Source organism: Hoeflea sp. AS16 (assembly GCF_038900095.1).
In the GTDB taxonomy this organism is placed as follows: Bacteria; Pseudomonadota; Alphaproteobacteria; order Rhizobiales; family Rhizobiaceae; genus Hoeflea.
The window spans coordinates 1-18,226 of record NZ_JBBMQQ010000005.1 but is presented as its reverse complement, the minus strand read 5'-3'; the positions used below and the strand labels follow the sequence as shown (position 1 = coordinate 18,226).

The window sequence follows — 18,226 nt, the reverse complement described above, 5'->3', positions numbered from 1 at the left end:
CCAGGCAAATTATTCCCCGCCGCGGCTTTGCCACGGCGGGTTTTTCATTACAGGGGCGCGGCTTTGCCACGGCGGGTTTTTCATTACAGGGGCGCGGCTGTGCCACGGCGGGTTTTTCATTACAGGGGCACGGCCCTAGCCACGGCGGGTTTTTCATGCGTCCGGCTGCCGCTCAGACAGCCGCAAGCGCGCGGCGTCCGCGGGCCGTATCAGTGATGCGCATGGCGGCAAATGACAGCACCGCGGCGAGTGCGATTGCCGCCACCATCGGCAGCGGCGTGCCATCGAACAGCGGGCTGAGCAACATGGTCATGAGGCCGCCGGCCAGCATCTGCAACATGCCGCCGAGCGAAGAGGCAAGACCGGCGATGTCGCCATGATCATCGAGCGCCATGACCATGGCCGTGGGGATGACCAGGCCGAGGCAGGCATTGGCGCAGATCAGCATGGCAACCAGCAGGATGAAGTTGTCGATGCCGAACCAGACCAGCGCCAGCAGGGCCAGCGTGACACCAAGGAAGCCGCTGACCGCCCAGGTGACGACACGGGTGGCGCCGAATTTCTCGCCCAGCGTGGCCGCCAGCTGCGAGGCCGAGAAGAAGCCCGCGGCATTGGCGGCGAAGGCAAGTGAGAAACCGGTCGGCGTCAGGCCGTAATGGCCGGTATAGACAAACGAGGCGCTGGCCAGGAAGACGAAGAAACTGGCCATGCCGAAGCCGCCGACAAAGGTCAGCCCCATGAACACCGGATCACGCAGCAAGGTCCTGATGCCGCTGACCAGGGCCGAGAGGCGCACCGGCGCGCGCTTTTCCGGCGCCAGCGTTTCAGGCTGCAAGACCAGCGTAATGACGATGGACATGACGGCGACCAGCGCCAGCATGGCAAAGATCGCCCGCCAGCCGGAGATGGCGACGATGCCGGAGCCTGCCAGCGGTGCCAGCATCGGCGAGACCGAGATGATCAGCATCACCAGCGCCATCAGCCGGGTGGCCTGCGACCCGGTGTGCATGTCGCGGATGATGGCGCGCGGGATCACCATTGCCGCAGCACCTCCCAATGCCTGGACCACGCGGGCGGCGACCAGCCAGTTCATGTCGGGCGCCATGGCGCAGCCGATGGAGCCCACCAGGAACAGCGCCAGGCCGGCGATCAGCGGCGGCTTGCGGCCGACCACATCGGCCACCGGGCCATAGACCATCTGGGCCAGGCCGTAGGCGATGAAATAGGCCGAGATGGTCAGCTGTGCGCCGGCCATGGTGCCGCCGAGGTTTTCGGCAATGGTCGGCAGGGCCGGCAGGAACATGTCGATGGCCAGCGGACCGGTGGCGCACAACAGGCCGAGCACGATGGCGGAACGAACGAAAGGAGACATTCGGGATACCTTCAAGATTGAAAACAAAGACGCGCACGGACCCGCAGGCGTGATGCGCCGTCTTGCTGCTATCGAAATTCGCTGACAGAAAATGTCAGCAGCCGCGTGGGTTTCCGGCCTGCCGGATCAGCGCGATCCCGGCCAGGTCAGGTGCTTGACTGCCTGAGGCGGCTGCCAAAATGTCTGGCGGAGCGAAGGCGGAATTCAAGATGCTGCCCGGAACGGATGCGGTGGGTGCACGCGCATCGGACCAGGGCCAGGAATTCCGCCGGCGCTACCGGATCAATGGAAAATTGTTCACAACACTTACTCCCGACATGGGGTTTGTGCGCATTTTCTACCCGCGTTCTGACGCGCTGGGAAGCAAACACGGGATTCGACGCGGGCATTTTGGGGCGCACCTGTTGCCGTCTTGCCGCATCCGGGGCGGGCAAGCGGAAGCCTTGCCGCGCGGGATACCGCCGGGGTGTGGGGAGAAAAACCGGGTCCGGAGGGCCGCGCGCGGGCTGACGCCTCTGGGTGGTGGTTGGTATGGGTGTGCATGCGAGGTGCATGCACTAGGTGGCGCAATCCGCGCGCGGGCCCGAGTTTCGCCGGATGGTGTCCGCATCCGACAGGCAGTCGCGTGCCCCTTGCCGGCAGCCCGGACACGGGCCGCAGCACTGGGGCGGGTGGCATTCTCCGGCACGGGCTTGGCCTTCGCGTTAACGATCGAAGAACGCCAGGGCGGCGGCGCTTGTGCGCCACGCCCATCCCCGATCCGCAAGGCGGCCCGCCACAGGCCCGTTTCCATCCCCGCCCCGGCTGCCGGCCGGCGCGGGCCGGCACAGAGGGCTGGGATTTGTCCGGTGGCTGGTCAGCCCGCCTGCCCGGAACGGACAGGAACGCTGCCAGCGGAGCAATGCCGGTGCACCGCCTCCTTCCGTTGCCCGCCGCACGTTACGGCAGCTCCGAAAGGCTTTCCTCCCGCCTGGTCCGCAACGTTCGCGTGACCATCCGGCGGCGGGAGTGCCGGAGAGTATGGCACGGGGCGAGAGGGTGTGGATGAAATGGTGGGGATTTTGGCGGGATGGCGCCGTGTGCACCCTCTCCCCCCAGGCGGGGGAGAATGCGAATTTCGGCGTCTTGGCTTCAGCCAAGTGCCAGAAATTCCAAGAGAGGGGGGCACGCGGATTTTCCCCTCTCCCCTCGTGGGAGCGGACAAGAAATCACGGTCTTGGCTTCAGCCAAGTCGTAGATTTTTCAGGTGAGGGGAAAATCCTGGGCATGGCAGAACAGGCTCTCGTTCGTGGTCGAACATGAATATGCCACCAGTCAGAAGACCAAGGTATATACCGACGGCATCTACCTGCATGATCTGCTCATGTCGGCGGGCTATTGGCAGGCCAAGCACAACAAAAAACGATCTCGACGAGAGAGATCGCCAAGAAGTCCGAGCGCGGCAATCCCAAGACAATATCATCCACGAGGCGTGTGCTGATATATTACGCTGCAAGATGGAGGAAAATACACTGTTATGCCGCAACCATAATACGTTCCTGTATTAGCCGTATCAAATGGTCGCCAATCGCTTTGCCGAGCAATGGTGGAACGGCGTTGCCAACTTGCACATACTGCTCTGTTCGGGAACCGGCGAACTCAAACCAATCCGGGAAGGCTTGGAGACGTGCAGCCTCGCGCACGGTGATCGCCCTGTCTTGATCGGGGTGGATGTAGGCCCCCCAGTGAATGTCGCACTTTGTGAGGACGGTACAGGCCAGTCCGTCCCAAGTCATCCGACCGTAACGCTTGGTGTGATCCGACCGCTTGGCCCGCTTCATGCCCTCGGGGAGTAGATCATGAGGTATATCTCGCCAGCTCCCCCCCGGCGGAATGAATGGGAGCCTCTGCATGTTGACCTTGCCTAGGGTCGGAGCTCGGTGACCTTCTACCGTCGTTGCATTGCCCCGCATGAGGCGTTGGAAAGCTGACGGCTCGCCCGAAAGGTATGGAACCCGCCCCAAGTCTTCGCCGTTACCGCGCGGGGGCAGGTCACCAATTGCGTCCCTGATTGTCGTGAACGGCTCGCTCAGTCCCGGCCCGTGCGTGGGTTTCGGATGGGAGATGGCGGCACCGATGCGGTTGCCGATGAACACCACGCGTCGCCTTTCTTGCGGCACCCCGTAGTCTTCGGCCCGCAGCACCGCGTCCTCCACGGTATACCCGAGAGCGGAGAGTTCGGATTTGATGGCCCGCACCGCTTCGCCATTGGCGATAGAATAAATGCCCGTGACGTTTTCCATCACAATCCACTCTGGGCGAAGACCGTCCACAATCCGTAGATACTCGCGGAATAAGGAGGCGCGGGCATCGTGCATTCCCCGTTGGTGGTTATAAACCGAATAAGCCTGACAGGGAGGGCCGCCTGCAAGCACGGTCAATTCGCCGGGCCGGAGGCCGGTGACTTCAATGATGTGTTCAACAGACAGTTCCTGGATTGGTCCAGGAAGGAACTTGGCACGGGGGTGAGTTTGCTCAAAGGTCCTGCCAGCAGCATCGAAAACATCGTTACCCGCCAAAACCGTGAACCCAGCCATTTCAAGCCCCGCGGAGAGTCCACCAGCCCCGCAGAAAAGGTCAATTGCCGTGTGCGCCATCGTATCCACCCGCTGCCTTTGTTCTCACTTTGTACCAGTCTTATCCCATAAGCCGTTAACTGGGCAACGTCTATTTTTGCACCTTCGCCAAGATACGCTCCTCAAAGGCGTTCTGCGCGAGTGGGACGCCGCCAGTCAGACCCAAAGTCGCGCTTTCGAGTGTCGTGTAAAATTCCTCAATGACTTTGAGACGGTATGGGCCGCCTGCCGGGTCCTCGACGAAATCGACGAGGAACCAAACAATATCGGCGTTCGACATGTGCGTCTCGCGGATCATCGAGCCCATTGAGTAGAAGAATGGAGCATCAACAATAACGCCCATCTTCTTGCCCCAGCGGCGCAGTGTCGGAACCTTCGTTTGGAGCTGCGGCATCAATCTCTTTACGCCACTGCTGCGGTAGTCCGGTCGACGCTTCTCTCTGGCCATAGATAACTTACCTTCCGTCTTACGCAGGTAATCAAACTCTATACCCATGTTCTTCCCCGAGAAATAGACGGCCTGAACCTCCACCGCCACCCAATCCATCCGGCTCCCGGGTGCTCCATTCGACTTGACCAGAATCATGTCTATCCGGCCCACATCCTCGCCGGGGTCACTGTCAAGATTCCCGGTGGACTCGAGAAAGCCCACTTCTCCTGCCTGAATAGGGTTCGGATCGCCAAGCATCCTTTCGCCCACCTTCTTGAAAGCCGTTCCGTCTTGATGGAAACGCCATGGGCATAGGGCGCGCAACCGACCCCGTTCGCCGCCAAGCGGCTCGATACCTTGAACCCCCTCAGAATATAGCCTGATGGAGCAGACCCCGCCGGGTTTAGTACAGGTCGGGTGCGCCGTATCTATCCTGAACGGACAGGGCAGCTCTTTCTCGTGTTGGCGGATAAGCTTCTCCCGTAAATATTCAAGACGCTTATCTTCGCGCGGTCGTAGTGGACCAAGCGCTGCCTTCTGTTCAAGTGCCCCGAGCCGGGAAATCTCAGCCTTGGTCATCGCAGCACCACCGACCTTATGGCGGGCTAGTCGTACCCGATCACTGTCTCCGATCTTGTGGAACGGGTGACCGTACCATTCAGCAATGTGAAAACGCTCTTCTGACAATATGATACCCCTTTCCCTTGGAATCACAGGTCTGATTCTCACTCCCCTAGTCAATTGTTGTTCTTACGCCAAGGATGGCGAGAAAGTCGACGACATCATCGACTGGGCGATGAAACTGGAAGGTCCTCGGGATTTCGAAAACACAATGCATGACATTTACAAGCGGGCGAAATCGGAAGCAGGGTACACAGCTTCTGAATTCCTGAACATGGTGGCTTGGGAACTGCAAAGCAGCTGATCAACTCACCTAAAGAGTCCCTGGGCTATGAGAACCTCTCCCAACGCGGGCGACTGGACCTATCCGTTGAAGCCGTGGTGGTGGAAAATGCCAAATGGCATAATCTGTTCGCGCCGGAAGAAATTCAAAAAGCGCGGAATCGCCTCAGAGCTTATGAATACACTCCGAAGCAGCGGAATTGATGATCAGATCATGTCTCCGTCGACCAGACCTCGGGATGACGGGGAGAGTTTGGCTGGCGCCGTGTGCGCCGTCTCCCCCCTGGTGGGGGGAGAATGCGAATTTCGGCGTCCTGGCTTCAGCCAAGTGCTGGAAATTCCAGGAGAGGGGGATGGTTTCGAGATCGGGAATGCCCCCTCACCTGAAAAATCTACGACTTGGCGCTGTTGCGCCAAGACCGTGATTTTTTGTCCTCTCCCACAAGGGGAGAGGAGAGGCCCCTCACCCCCTCAGCCGAGAAACTGTTGTGTCACCTGGGCGGTGAGCTTGAGGCCGTCGGGGTCGAGGGCGGTCTTGAGGTGGCAGAGGGTTTCGCCCCATTGCGAGGTGCGGGTGCGCAAGGGCGGGTGGCCGGACTGGATGGTCCCGATCACCACTTCGGCGACCTCGTCGGCGGTCTGGTAGGCGGACTGGCCGCCCCTGCCCCCGCCCTCGCCCTCGCCGCTGCGGGCCTGCGAACCACCGATATAGGCTTGAAGGATCGGCTTGTATTCGTCGTCGAGAATACCGCCGGTGCCAACGACATGGGCCATGACATTGTTGACGAATTCGGTGGCGATGCCGCCGGGCTCGACCAGGGTGAAGTTGATGCCGAAATTGGGGGTGATGTAGCTGGCCATGGCCTCCATCATGCCCTCGACGGCGAACTTGGCGGCGCAGTAGATCTCGTTGAAGGGCTGGCCGACAAGGCCGCCGACCGAGGAGATGGTGACGATGTGGCCCGAGCGGGCCTCGCGCATGTGCGGCATCACCGCCTTGATGCAGCGGGCGACGCCGGTGAAATTGACATCCATGACGCCCTGGATCTCGGCCTCGGTGGCCTGCTCGACGGTGCGGACGAAACCGGCTCCGGCATTGTTGACCAGCACATCGATGCGGCCTTCATTGGCGATGATCTCGGCCACAGCGGCATTGACGCTGGCGCTGTCGGAGACATCGAGCGGCAGCACCTTGAGGCTGACACCGGCGGCGGTGGCGGCGGCATCGAGGTTTTCGCGCTTTTCGAGATTGCGCATGGTGGCATAGACGGTGTGACCGGCCTGGGCGGCCTGTATGGCGATGGAAATGCCGAGGCCGGTGGAGGTGCCGGTGACGAGGATGATCTTGGACATTGGAGGGACTTTCCGGGGTTGGGGGTATCGGGATCAGGAGGCGGTGAGGCCAAGCCAGATGCGGTCGAAGGTCTGGTTGGCTTCGGCTTCGGGAACGGGGGTGCCGGCCAGCGCATGGGTGCGGGCAAGCTGCATGGCCGGGCCGATGAGCAGGTTGGCCGCGACCTGCACCGAGGGCACGGAGATGGCGCCGCTGGCAATGGCGTGTTCGATGACGGCGTTGACCTCGCCCTGCAGCGGCGCGACCTCGGCCTTCTGTTCGGGCGTCAGCACCTGGGCGGCGCCGGCATATTCGAGAAACAGGAAGGCATCGGGCTGGTCCTGCTGGAAATCCACCAGCGCGCGCCACATGCCGGCAATGGCCTGGCGCGGCTCGCCGGTGGCCGAGGCCATCAGCTTGGCATGAAAGCCGCGCTTGAGCTTGAGATAGACCGACTGCAGCATCTCCTCCTTGGAGGCAAAGTGCAGGTAGAGCGTGCCGGCCGAGACTTTCGCGGCGCGGGCAACGGAGGCCATCGAGGTGGCGCCGATGCCCTGGGCCGCAACGGTCTCGATGACGGCGCGGACGATGCGCTCGTGGACGGCGTCCTTGCTGGGTCTTTTCATGGCCATTTCCAGTAATGAATATTCATTACTCACTCAAATAGGTGCGAGCGGATGCGGTGTCAATGGGGCGTCAGGGCATGGATTTGGGGCAGGTGCCTCAGCGGTCTCGTTATGCTCGACACCGAGACTTGAAGGGCGACGTCGGACGAGAAGGGCGGCGCCCTCTTGCCCAAAACGGCAAAGCGCCGCGCGTTCAACTGAACGCACGGCGCCTTGGAAGTACCGGCAGGAAGATGGGGCGGCTGTTCGGCGGCCCGGTGTGCTGTCCGCCTTATGCAGCGGCGCTTTGGTCTTCCCGGTGGGCGTCTTCGAAATCAAGGCGGAATTTTGCCACCAGGGCAGTGAGTTCGGCTGCCTCCTGGGCCAGGGTGTGGCTCGAGGCATTGGTTTCTTCCACCATGGCCGCGTTCTGCTGGGTCATCTGGTCCATCTGGTTGACGGCGGTGTTGACCTCGGCAAGGCCGGTGGCCTGCTCGCGGCTGGCGGTTGCCATGGCGCCGACATGCTCGGAGATTTCCTCGATGCGGGCGATGATGCGGGTGATCGCCTCGCCGGTCTCGCCGACAAGGGAGACGCCGGAGCGGACTTCGGCGCCGGAGGCGGCGATCAGTTCCTTGATCTCCTTGGCCGCATTGGCCGAACGCTGGGCCAGTTCACGCACTTCCTGGGCAACGACGGCAAAGCCCTTGCCGGCTTCACCGGCACGTGCCGCCTCGACGCCGGCATTGAGCGCCAGCAGGTTGGTCTGGAAGGCGATTTCGTCGATGACGCCGATGATCTTGTCGATCTTGCCGGACGCATCCTCGATGCGGCTCATGGCGTCGACCGCGCGGGCAACGATCTCGCCGGAAGCGCGGGCATCGTTGGCGGTCTCACCGGCCAGCTTGTCGGTGTCGGTGGCCCGGCTGGAGGCGGTGCGGACGGTGGCCGAAATCTCGTCGACGGCCGCGGCGGTCTGCTCGAGCGAGGCAGCCTGCTGCTCGGTACGGCGGGCCAGATCGTCGGCGGCCGAGCGCATCTGCGAGCTGTTGGAGCTGATCGAGCCGGCATTGTCGCGAATGTGGGTGAGCGCATCGCGCATCTGGTCGATCGACTCGTTGAAATCGACACGCAGGCTGTCGAGCTCGCCGGCAAACGGCGTCTCGATGGTGGAGACCAGATTGCCCTGCGAGAGATCGCGCAGCGCTGCTCCGAGCTGCTCGACGGCGAAGCGGACCTGGGCGTCGGCCTCGGCCTTCTCGGCATCGGACTGCTCGCGCGCCTGGGCGGCGAGTTCGCGTTCCTTCTCGCTTTCGCCCTCGATGCGGATCTTGTCGATGGCATTCATCTTGAAGACATCGAGCGCGCGGGCCATTTCGCCGATCTCGTCGGCGCGGGCATTGTCGGTGACATCAACATCCAGATCGCCGGAGGCAACATCGCCCATGGCGCGGACCAGGCGGCGGATCGGGCCCTTGAGCGCCGCGACCAGCATGAAGGCGGCGACGAGACCGAAGGCACCGCCGACAAGGGCTGCAGTCAGGGTGATGCCGGAGGCACGGTCCTTGACCGCTTCGGCGCCGCGCTGCTGGCTCGAGGTGAAGTCGAGAACGCCGCTCCAGGCCTGGTTGATGCGCTCCGAGGCTTCCGCGAACAGGGCGGTTTCGGCCTGTTTCTTCTCGATCAGGTCGGCCATCAGCGCCGGAATGGTGACGGATTTGGCGCTCCAGGCCTCGCCGATCGCCTCGAGCACGACTTCGCCGCCATTGGAGAAGGCGATCAGCTGGATGCTCTGGTCGACAGCGCTCAGCTTGGCTGCCACGGCTTCTCCGTTGACCTGATCGGGGTTGGCGATGAAATGCACCACGGCGAGTTCCAGCGCCGCCAGGTGGGCAAGGAAATCGCGGCTGTCGGTGATGATCTGACGGCCTTGCAGGATCTGTTCGTCATATTCGCCGAACTTGATGGTGGCTTCGCGCGCGGCCTTGGAGGCAAGCCCGCGCAGCATCCGGCTGGTGGGGCGCATGGCCTTGGCATAGTCCTGCAGCTCGGCCATGGAGGCTTCGTCAACGGTGCCTGCCTTGATGGTGGCAACCATGCCGGCGGTAGTCTCCTTGATGCGGGTTGCAAGCGAGGCATTTTCCTCGGGAATGACCTTGGGAAGACCGCGCCCGAGTTTCTGGATCGTCCGCCTTTGTTTCTTGCCGACCGCGAAGGCCTCTTCCGGGGTAGCCGCAGCGGCGATCGCACTTGAAATGTCATCGATGGCTATTGCGCCGGCTCCGAGCTCGTCGGCGGCACGCAGCATGGTTTTGGTTTCGTCTTCGGCCGCGGCGAGTTCATCGCTGACGGTCTCGATCTGGGTGTCGAGACGCTCGCGCACATTGCCGAGCTCGGCCAGCGTGTCGTCAAAGCCGGCGCGGATGGTGTTGACCTCGGCGTTCAGGGCCCAAAGACTGTCGACATCGCCGCGCAGGGCCTCGGCAAGCGAGCGCGAGCGGGTCAGCGCCTCGGATTCCTGTTCGGTCTCGGCCAGTTCAAGAACCTTTTCCATGCGCTGAAGCTGCGAATCGAGGCTCTGCATCACCGAAGCGCGCTTTTCCTCGTTCTGGTCATGCAGGAAGTTGGTCATGCCGGCATAGGCTTCCTTGAAGCCGCTCAGGGTCTCGATGCTGGCGCTGGTGCCTGTCAAGCGCTCGCCCAGCAGGTTGCCGGTGTACAGGTTGATTGCGGCCAACCCGGCCATTCCCGCGATCAGCGGTATGATGAAAACCACCACCTTGGTCTGGATGGAGAAACGAGCGAGCAGCCGGTCGATAATCATGAGTGGTTCCTGCTGAAAATACTAAAATACATGCGGGGCCTGAACCGCGAATAGCAGGGTTGCATCATGCAGACGCGCCGCCGCTAACGCATGGCGGACGTCTCACCCTGACATCGCATGCTGGCAGAACAGAGTTAAAGCAACCTGAATGACATGTTCGATTTCGCGACGAAGATCACAGGCTGCACGACGGAGCCCGCAATACTGCGGTGATATGACGCCTGACGCGGCACACAAGTCAGGCCCGGCTTGTGTGCAGGTGGCTGGCGCGGCGCAAAAAAAGCTTTATGATCCGATCATTATTGATCAAACCAAGGTGATCTATGGCATCCCGCAAGTCCGGCAAGCCGGCTTCAAGCAAACCGGCGCAGGCAGCTGCGCCAAAGTATCTCGACATCAAGCGCGGTGTCGCCAACTGGACCCAGGCCACCGAGTGGCTCAGAGTCCGCGGTATCGAGGATATCGAGTGCATCACGCCGGATTTTGCCGGTGTGGCGCGCGGCAAGATGATGCCATCGTCAAAATTCACCTCCAACACCTCGCTGTCACTGCCGTCAGCGGTGTTCCGGCACACGATTTCGGGCGAGTACCCGGAAGAAACCGGCGATTTCCGCTATGATCCGCTCGATGGCGACCTGAAGCTGATGCCGGATCTTTCCACCCTGTCGGTGGTGCCGTGGGAAAGCGATCCGACGGCACAGGTGATTTGCGACATGGTCACCGCCAAGGGCGAACCGGTGAGCTACACGCCGCGCAATGTACTCAAGAAGGTTGTCGAGCTTTACACCGATCGCGGCTGGAAACCGGTTGTCGCGCCGGAGATCGAATTTTACCTGGTGGCGCAGCATGAAGACCCGGATTATCCGCTCAAGCCGCCGCGGGGCCGCTCGGGCCGGACGATCACCGGCGGTCAGTCCTACTCCATCGCCGGCGTCAACGAGTTCGACGAGCTGGTCGACGACATCTACGATTTTTCCGACAAGCAGGGTCTCGAAATCGATACGCTGATCCACGAGGAAGGCCCGGCGCAGCTGGAAATCAACCTGCGCCATGGCGATCCGGTGGAGCTTGCCGACCAGGTTTTCATGTTCAAGCGCACCATCCGCGAGGCGGCGATCAAGCACGGCATGTTTGCCACCTTCATGGCCAAGCCGATGCAGCAATATGCCGGCTCGGCGATGCATATCCACCAGTCGATTGTCGACGCCAAGACCGGCAAGAACGTGTTTTCCAAACCCGACGGCGAACCGAGCGAAGCATTCTTCAACTTCATCGGCGGCATGCAGCACTATGTGCCCAAGGCGCTGGTGATGATGGCGCCCTATGTGAATTCCTACCGGCGGCTGACGCCGGACATGGCCTGCCCGGTCAACAATGCCTGGGGCTATGACAACCGGACAACCGCGTTCCGGGTGCCGCATTCCGAACCGGTGGCGCGGCGGGTGGAAAACCGTCTGCCCTCCTCGGACGCCAACTCCTACCTGGCATTGGCAGCATCGCTGGCCTGCGGCTATCTAGGCATGGTCAATGGGCTGGTACCGAGCGATCCGGCCTACAAGACGGTCAATGAAGGCTCAGTCGATCTGCCGCGCGGGCTGCTGGAAGCCGTCTCGCTGCTTGAGAGCGAGCCTGAGTTTGCGCAGGTGTTCGGGCAGGAATTCATCAACACCTATGCCGGGGTCAAACGCGGCGAGTTCGAAACCTTCATGCAGGTGATCAGCCCTTGGGAACGCGAGTTCCTGCTGCTCAACGTCTGAGAAATGCAACACATGACTTACCAAAGCCCTATCTCGCCGGGCATCTCGTTCTATGAGGCGACGCTCGGCGAGCGTCCCGCCTACCCTGCCCTGCCAGGCCCGACGACCGCCGACGTGGTGGTTGTCGGCGGCGGCTTCACCGGGCTGCAGGCGGCCTATCACCTGGCAGCCGCCGGCAAGGACGTGGTGCTGATCGAGGGCGCCCGCTTCGGCGACGGCGCTTCGGGCCGCAATGGCGGACAGCTGGGTACCGGTCAGCGGGCCTGGGTGGAAGAGAGCGAAGCCGATTTCGGCCGTGACAACGCGAGAGCTCAGTTCGCCGTGGCGGAACGGGCCAAGGCGCATCTGTTGTCCTTTGCCGAAGCGCACGGCATCGACGCCGATTACCGGCCGGGCCAGATCTCGGCCGCGCACAAGCCGGGCTACGTCAAGGAATACCGCGATCATGTGAAGATCATGCGGGACGAATACGGCTACGAGGGCTTGCGCTTTTTGGACCGCGAGGAACTCGCCCGGGCACTTGGCTCGACGCGTTACCATGGCGGCACCCATGACGCGGCAACCGGGCACATCAACCCGCTCAAATACGTGGTCGGACTGGCGCGGGCGGCCGCAAATGCCGGAGCGCGGCTGCACGAGACCACGCGGGCGCGCTCGATCTCCAGCGCCGGCGGCAAAGTGACGGTAACAACTGACGCGGGCGACATTGTTGCCGGAAGCGCGCTGATTGCCTGCAACGCCTTCATCGAGGGGCTTGAGCCGGTGACAAGCGCGCATGTGATGCCGATCCGCTCGTTCATCGGCGCCACAGTTCCGCTCGGTGATGACAGCCCGGTTATTCCGGGTGGCGAGTCGGTCGACGATTCACGCTTCGTGGTGCGCTATTTCCGCAAGAGTGCCGACGGGCGTCTGCTGTTTGGCGGGCGCGAGGCCTATACGTCGGACAATCCCGCCGATATTTCCAGCCACATCCGCCGGCAGATCGCCGAGATCTACCCGGCCCTGAAAGATGTAGAGATCACCCATTCCTGGGGCGGCTCGGTGGGGATCACGCTGTCGCGGCGGCCGTTCGTGCGCGAGGTCATGCCGAACGTGACCTCGATCGGCGGCTTTTCCGGTCACGGCGTGATGCTGTCGAACTATTGTGGCAAGCTTTATGCCGACCATATTAATGGAGGTTCCGACGATCTGGAAGTGATGCGCAACCTCAAGGTCGGCCCCTTCCCCGGCGGCGACAAGTTCCGCAAGCCGCTCCTGTTTCTGGCGCTGACCTGGTTTTCGCTGAGAGACAAGTTCTAGAGCGTCAGACGATTTGATTTGATCACGAAGCCCCGGCGGAAGCCGGATCCTTGGAGGTTGGCCAGAGGCTGCGGTGACGGGTGAACCGAGCGGGTCCCCAAACAAAACCGCATCAAACCGATCCGCAGCTCTGGCTTTATCTAATCGATTAGATTATGAGAAAGTCACCGTTCACGGACAGGATGCCACCCATGAGCCAGATCATCATTCCGGTTGACCCGTTTGACTATGTCGTCTTTGGCGGCACCGGCGACCTTGCCGAGCGCAAGCTGTTGCCGGCGCTGTATCACCGCCAGCTGGCCGGGCAACTGACCGAGCCGACCCGGATCATCGGCGCATCGCGCTCGGAGATGGATCATGAGGGCTACCGCGATTTTGCCCGTGCAGCGCTGAAAGAGCATCTGCCGGAGGAAGAATATCAAGAGGACGACATCCAGCAGTTTCTGGCGCGGCTGTTCTACGTTGCAGTCGACGCCAAGTCCGACAAGGGCTGGCCGGAGCTGAAGGAGATTCTGGACGAAGGTGCTGACCGGGTCCGGGCGTTCTATCTCGCCGTCGGGCCGGCGCTGTTTGGCGACATTTCCGAAAAGATCCGCTCCAACGGGCTGATCACCGAGCAGACCCGCATCGTGGTTGAAAAGCCGATCGGGCGGGATCTCGAATCCGCGCGCAAGCTGAACAAGACCATCGGCGAGGTCTTCGAGGAAGAACAGATCTTCCGCATCGATCATTACCTGGGCAAGGAAACGGTTCAGAACCTGATGGCGCTGAGGTTTGCCAATGCGCTGTACGAGCCTTTGTGGAACTCGGCCCATATAGACCATGTACAGATCACCGTGGCCGAATCCGTCGGGCTTGAAGGCCGCGCAGACTATTACGACAAGGCCGGCGCGCTCAGAGATATGGTGCAAAACCATCTGGTGCAGCTGCTGTGCCTGGTGGCGATGGAACCGCCGGCCTCGATGGATGCCGAAGCGGTGCGCGACGAAAAGCTGAAAGTCCTGCGTTCGCTCAGTCCGATCAATGAAGACAATGCCGACACCAAGACCGTGCGTGGCCAGTACAAGGCCGGTGCCTCGGCGGGTGGACCGGCCAAAGGCTATCTCGAAGAGCTTGAAGGCGGCGTTTCCAACACCGAGACATTCGTCGCCATCAAGGCCGAAATCAACAACTGGCGCTGGTCCGGCGTGCCGTTCTACCTCAGGACCGGCAAGCGGATGAGCGAGCGGATTTCGGAGATCGTGGTGGCGTTCAAGCCGATCCCGCATTCGATCTTCGGCCCCGGCGCAGGCCGGATCACCGCCAACAAGCTGGTAATGCGGCTGCAACCCGACGAGGGCGTCAAGCAATGGATCATGATCAAGGAACCCGGCCCCGGCGGCATGCGGCTGAAGCATGTGTCGCTCGACATGAGCTTCGCCGACCGCTTCGCCGACCGCAACCCGGATGCCTATGAGCGGCTTTTGCTGGATGTGATCCGCTGCAACCAGACCCTGTTCATGCGCCGCGACGAGGTTGAGGCGGCATGGAGCTGGGTCGACCCTATCCTGACCGCATGGGAAGAGACCGGCCAGACGGTACAGCCATACACGGCCGGCACCTGGGGCCCGAGCCAGGCGATTGCCCTGATCGAACGCGACGGCAGGACATGGCATGAGAGCGACTGACGGCACGCAAGCCAATATCCGGCTGACGAACTTCGCCAGCGGTGCGGAACTGGCCGAGGCGCTGGCCGACCGTGTGGCGGACGCATTGGCGGCGGCGATCGCGGCGCGTGGGCAAGCAACGCTGGCGGTTTCGGGTGGTAATACGCCAAAAGCGTTTTTCGCTGCCTTGTCAAAGCGCGCCATCGCCTGGGACAAGGTGACCGTGACGCTTGTCGACGAACGCATGGTTCCGCCGGCGCACGAGCGCTCGAACCACCGGCTGGCGAGCCTGTTCCTGTTGCAGAACCGGGCGGCGGAAGCCGGGTTCGTGCCGCTTTACAGGAGTAACGGTGATGCGGCGGACGTGGCACTGTCCGCATCCGAGGCAATCGATGCGCTGGCCCTGCCTTTTGACGTGGTGGTCCTGGGCATGGGAACCGACGGGCACACGGCCTCGTTCTTTCCCGGCGGCACGACGCTTGGCGCGGTCACCGATCCGGCCTGCCGCCAAAGCGTAATGCCGATCGAAGCGCCCGATGCGGGCGAACCCAGGCTGACACTGACGCTGCCACGCATTGTGGAAGCAGGCCTCGTCGCGCTCCATATAGAAGGAGAGCAGAAAAAGACGGTGCTGGACAAGGCGCTCAGCCCCGGCCCTGAGGCCGAAATGCCGGTGCGTTCGGTGCTGCGCCACGCCAGGACGCCGGTCGAGATTTACTGGGCGCCCTGAGCGCCCGAGTTCGCGTCCGGTGCTGACCGGACGGCAACAGGGCCAAGGCCCTCACCCGATTCGAACAGAAGGATGCCAGCCATGACTGTCGATCCCCGTATTGCAGCCGTTACAGCCCGCATAGTCGAGCGCTCCAAGCCGAGCCGCGAACTCTATCTCTCGCGGGTGCACGAAATGGCGACGAAGGGCCCTTTCCGCTCGACGCTGTCGTGCGGCAACCTTGCGCACGGGTTTGCCGCCTGCGGTCCGAACGACAAGGCTAATCTGGCCGGCGACGTGGTGCCCAATCTCGGCATCATCACCTCTTACAATGACATGCTTTCGGCACATCAGCCGTTCGAGACCTATCCGGACCTGATCCGCTCTGCCGCGCGCGAAGCCGGTGGCGTGGCGCAGGTGGCGGGGGGGGTGCCGGCGATGTGCGACGGCGTCACCCAGGGCCAGCCGGGCATGGAGCTGTCGCTGTTCTCGCGCGACGTGATCGCGATGGCGGCGGCCGTGGGGCTGTCGCACAACATGTTTGATGCGGCGGTCTATCTCGGAGTCTGCGACAAGATCGTGCCGGGACTGCTGATCGCGGCGCTGAGCTTCGGGCATCTGCCGGCGGTGTTCATTCCGGCCGGGCCGATGACGACAGGCCTGCCGAACGACGAGAAGGTGCGGATCCGCCAGCTCTATGCCGAGGGCAAGGTGGGGCGGGCGGAATTGCTTGCAGCCGAATCCCAGTCCTACCATGGCCCCGGCACCTGCACGTTTTACGGCACGGCCAATTCCAACCAGATGCTGATGGAGATCATGGGGCTGCACATGCCCGGCGCATCTTTCATCAATCCGGGCACGCCGCTCAGGGATGCGCTGACGGCGGAGGCGACCAAGCGGGCGCTGGCAATCACCGCGCTCGGTAACGAGTTCACCCCGGTGGGCGAAATGATCGACGAACGCTCGATCGTCAACGGCGTGGTCGGCCTGCATGCCACCGGCGGCTCAACCAACCACACGCTGCACCTGGTGGCGATGGCGCGGGCGGCGGGCATTCGCCTGACCTGGGAGGATATTTCCGATCTGTCGGACGCAGTGCCGCTTCTGGCGCGGGTCTACCCGAACGGACCGGCAGACGTGAACCATTTCAATGCGGCGGGCGGCCTGGGCTTCATGATCGACCAATTGCTGTCGGTCGGGCTGCTGCATGAGGATGTGCGCACGGTGTGGGGCAAGGGATTGTCGTCTTACGCGGTGGAAGCCAGGCTCGGTGAAAACGGTACCGTGGTGCGCGAACCGATCTCTAACGTCAGCGGTGACCCGAAAGTGGTGACGACTGCAGACAAGCCGTTCCAGCCCAATGGCGGGGTGAAAATGCTCACCGGCAATCTCGGCAAGGGCGTGATCAAGATCTCGGCCGTCAAGCCGGAGCGCTACGTGGTGGAAGCGCCGGCACGGGTGTTTCACACCCAGGATGGCCTGCAGGCCGCTTTCAAGGCAGGCGAGCTGACCGGCGATTTTGTCGCCGTGGTGCGGTTCCAGGGACCGAAAGCCAACGGCATGCCGGAATTGCATAAGCTGACACCATCGCTCGGCGTGCTGCAGGACCGCGGCCAGAAGGTTGCGCTGGTGACCGACGGACGCATGTCCGGCGCATCAGGCAAGGTGCCCGCCGCCATCCATGTGACGCCCGAGGCCAAGGACGGCGGGCCGATCTCCCTGATCCGCGATGGCGACATGATCCGTCTCGACGCGGTGTCGGGAACGCTTGAACTTCTGGTGAGCGCAGACGAGCTCGCAAGCCGCAAACCGGCCGAGGCTGACCTCAGTCACAATGAATGGGGCTTGGGCCGTGAGCTGTTCGCGCGCCTGCGGGAAAACGCCGGCACCGCCGATGAGGGTGCCAGCGTCCTGTTTTAGGAAAAGTCCTGAAAGACAGCCAGCGGCCACCTACCAGAAGCGCACGTCCATCACATGGTTGCGATGGTTCGGATGGGCACTGAAGACGAAGATCCGGTGCATTTCCTTTTCGCTGAGCAAGCGGAGGAAGCGGATTTCGATGGTGTTGTTGGTGTAGGTGCGGGTCAAGACGCTGCCGATGCTGGAGATCCGCGCTTCCGGAATATCGAGGCAAAACTCCCGCGGCAGCTTGAACTGGGTCAGGATGCCGAGAACGGCGGAGGCTGGCGAAATGCCGATCAGCTGGCAGCGGCGCGAGGCCATGTGCATGACGCCCTTCTCGGTGAATTCGATCCGGGCTTCGTTCATTGTTTCCTCCATTTTGTACCTGACCTCGCGGTCGTACATGAAGGATTCTTCTCTCTGCAGATAATTTGTCCCCGTAGCAGCCACGGCACGTTCCCCTTGTTTGTGGCCCGTCCCAGATGACCACGTGTTCCAATCACGCACCAATAGTAACAGGCGAATATTAACAGATGATATTTGATCCCACACCTAACCACTTGAATTCATACAGTTAAGCCGAGCCTAAAATATATTGTCCTTCGCACTTCCTGACACTTGCGCCAGTCTCGGGCCCGGAATGTGCCCGAAAACGGCGCCGCAGCGGGGCGCCAACAGCATCGCCCTCATCCAGATGCGAGCACGGTTTTTTTCGTCCATGCGGTCCAAAACTGCCCCGGACATCCCCTTTTGCAATCACATCCGGTCATCAGTGATCACGCGTTTCGTGAACGGCCGTGAGAATGGCCCGGGCTGGTGTCTTCGCGGTGC

General features: G+C 62.1%; 12 protein-coding genes. 5 read left to right on the top strand and 7 right to left on the bottom strand.

The window, feature by feature from the left end; all coding sequences use genetic code 11:
* Window positions 1–172 precede the first annotated feature (172 nt).
* The 6 genes from WNY80_RS14055 to WNY80_RS14030 form a co-directional block, all read right to left on the bottom strand.
* Window positions 173–1,372 carry a multidrug effflux MFS transporter gene (locus WNY80_RS14055; protein ID WP_342888025.1) on the bottom strand — a complete coding sequence of 400 codons (1,200 nt, stop codon included), beginning with the start codon at window positions 1,370–1,372 and terminating at the stop codon, window positions 173–175.
* Window positions 1,373–2,886: 1,514 nt separating this feature from the next.
* Entirely contained in the window at window positions 2,887–4,008 is a 1,122-nt protein-coding gene (locus WNY80_RS14050; RefSeq protein ID WP_342888024.1) for a DNA cytosine methyltransferase, read from the bottom strand.
* Between the two features lie 70 nt (window positions 4,009–4,078).
* Entirely contained in the window at window positions 4,079–4,996 is a 918-nt protein-coding gene (locus WNY80_RS14045; RefSeq protein ID WP_342888023.1) for a NotI family restriction endonuclease, read from the bottom strand.
* Window positions 4,997–5,791: 795 nt separating this feature from the next.
* On the bottom strand, window positions 5,792–6,673 hold the full coding sequence (locus WNY80_RS14040; RefSeq protein ID WP_342888022.1) for an SDR family oxidoreductase: 882 nt from the start codon (window positions 6,671–6,673) through the stop codon (window positions 5,792–5,794).
* A 33-nt stretch (window positions 6,674–6,706) separates the two neighbouring features.
* Window positions 6,707–7,279, bottom strand: coding sequence for a TetR/AcrR family transcriptional regulator (locus tag WNY80_RS14035; RefSeq protein ID WP_342888021.1), 573 nt, complete (start codon window positions 7,277–7,279; stop codon window positions 6,707–6,709).
* A 271-nt stretch (window positions 7,280–7,550) separates the two neighbouring features.
* Complete coding sequence (locus WNY80_RS14030) at window positions 7,551–10,082, bottom strand: methyl-accepting chemotaxis protein (protein WP_342888020.1); 2,532 nt, start codon at window positions 10,080–10,082, stop codon at window positions 7,551–7,553.
* A gap of 323 nt (window positions 10,083–10,405) precedes the next feature.
* Here WNY80_RS14030 and WNY80_RS14025 point away from each other — a divergent pair, with 323 nt between their 5' ends.
* The 5 genes from WNY80_RS14025 (at window position 10,406) to edd (ending at window position 17,413) form a co-directional block, all read left to right on the top strand.
* Window positions 10,406–11,839 (top strand): glutamine synthetase family protein, encoded by a 1,434-nt coding sequence (locus WNY80_RS14025; RefSeq protein WP_342888019.1) that lies wholly within the window; start codon window positions 10,406–10,408, stop codon window positions 11,837–11,839.
* Window positions 11,840–11,851: 12 nt separating this feature from the next.
* The gene (locus WNY80_RS14020) at window positions 11,852–13,138 is read left to right on the top strand and encodes an FAD-binding oxidoreductase (RefSeq protein ID WP_342888018.1); all 1,287 of its coding nucleotides are present in this window, start codon (window positions 11,852–11,854) and stop codon (window positions 13,136–13,138) included.
* A gap of 191 nt (window positions 13,139–13,329) precedes the next feature.
* On the top strand, window positions 13,330–14,805 hold the full coding sequence (gene zwf, locus WNY80_RS14015) for a glucose-6-phosphate dehydrogenase (RefSeq protein WP_342888017.1): 1,476 nt from the start codon (window positions 13,330–13,332) through the stop codon (window positions 14,803–14,805).
* Window positions 14,792–15,514 (top strand): 6-phosphogluconolactonase, encoded by a 723-nt coding sequence (pgl, locus tag WNY80_RS14010; protein WP_342888016.1) that lies wholly within the window; start codon window positions 14,792–14,794, stop codon window positions 15,512–15,514. Before zwf ends, pgl begins: the two co-directional genes overlap by 14 nt.
* Before the next feature lie 81 nt (window positions 15,515–15,595).
* The gene (edd, locus tag WNY80_RS14005) at window positions 15,596–17,413 is read left to right on the top strand and encodes a phosphogluconate dehydratase (protein ID WP_342888015.1); all 1,818 of its coding nucleotides are present in this window, start codon (window positions 15,596–15,598) and stop codon (window positions 17,411–17,413) included.
* Window positions 17,414–17,443: 30 nt separating this feature from the next.
* On the opposite strand, the gene WNY80_RS14000 is transcribed toward edd, so the two are convergent.
* Entirely contained in the window at window positions 17,444–17,800 is a 357-nt protein-coding gene (locus WNY80_RS14000; protein WP_342888014.1) for a hypothetical protein, read from the bottom strand.
* Window positions 17,801–18,226: the final 426 nt, after the last annotated feature.

Excerpts from the sequence above, each read along its gene's own strand:
- WNY80_RS14000 (WP_342888014.1), bottom strand. The coding sequence starts at position 17,800 with ATGTACGACCGCGAGGTCAGGTACAAAATGGAGGAAACAATGAACGAA.
- edd (WP_342888015.1), top strand. The coding sequence starts at position 15,596 with ATGACTGTCGATCCCCGTATTGCAGCCGTTACAGCCCGCATAGTCGAG.
- WNY80_RS14050 (WP_342888024.1), bottom strand. The coding sequence starts at position 4,008 with ATGGCGCACACGGCAATTGACCTTTTCTGCGGGGCTGGTGGACTCTCC.
- pgl (WP_342888016.1), top strand. The coding sequence starts at position 14,792 with ATGAGAGCGACTGACGGCACGCAAGCCAATATCCGGCTGACGAACTTC.
- WNY80_RS14045 (WP_342888023.1), bottom strand. The coding sequence starts at position 4,996 with ATGACCAAGGCTGAGATTTCCCGGCTCGGGGCACTTGAACAGAAGGCA.
- WNY80_RS14020 (WP_342888018.1), top strand. The coding sequence starts at position 11,852 with ATGACTTACCAAAGCCCTATCTCGCCGGGCATCTCGTTCTATGAGGCG.
- WNY80_RS14025 (WP_342888019.1), top strand. The coding sequence starts at position 10,406 with ATGGCATCCCGCAAGTCCGGCAAGCCGGCTTCAAGCAAACCGGCGCAG.
- zwf (WP_342888017.1), top strand. The coding sequence starts at position 13,330 with ATGAGCCAGATCATCATTCCGGTTGACCCGTTTGACTATGTCGTCTTT.
- WNY80_RS14030 (WP_342888020.1), bottom strand. The coding sequence starts at position 10,082 with ATGATTATCGACCGGCTGCTCGCTCGTTTCTCCATCCAGACCAAGGTG.
- WNY80_RS14055 (WP_342888025.1), bottom strand. The coding sequence starts at position 1,372 with ATGTCTCCTTTCGTTCGTTCCGCCATCGTGCTCGGCCTGTTGTGCGCC.
- WNY80_RS14035 (WP_342888021.1), bottom strand. The coding sequence starts at position 7,279 with ATGAAAAGACCCAGCAAGGACGCCGTCCACGAGCGCATCGTCCGCGCC.
- WNY80_RS14040 (WP_342888022.1), bottom strand. The coding sequence starts at position 6,673 with ATGTCCAAGATCATCCTCGTCACCGGCACCTCCACCGGCCTCGGCATT.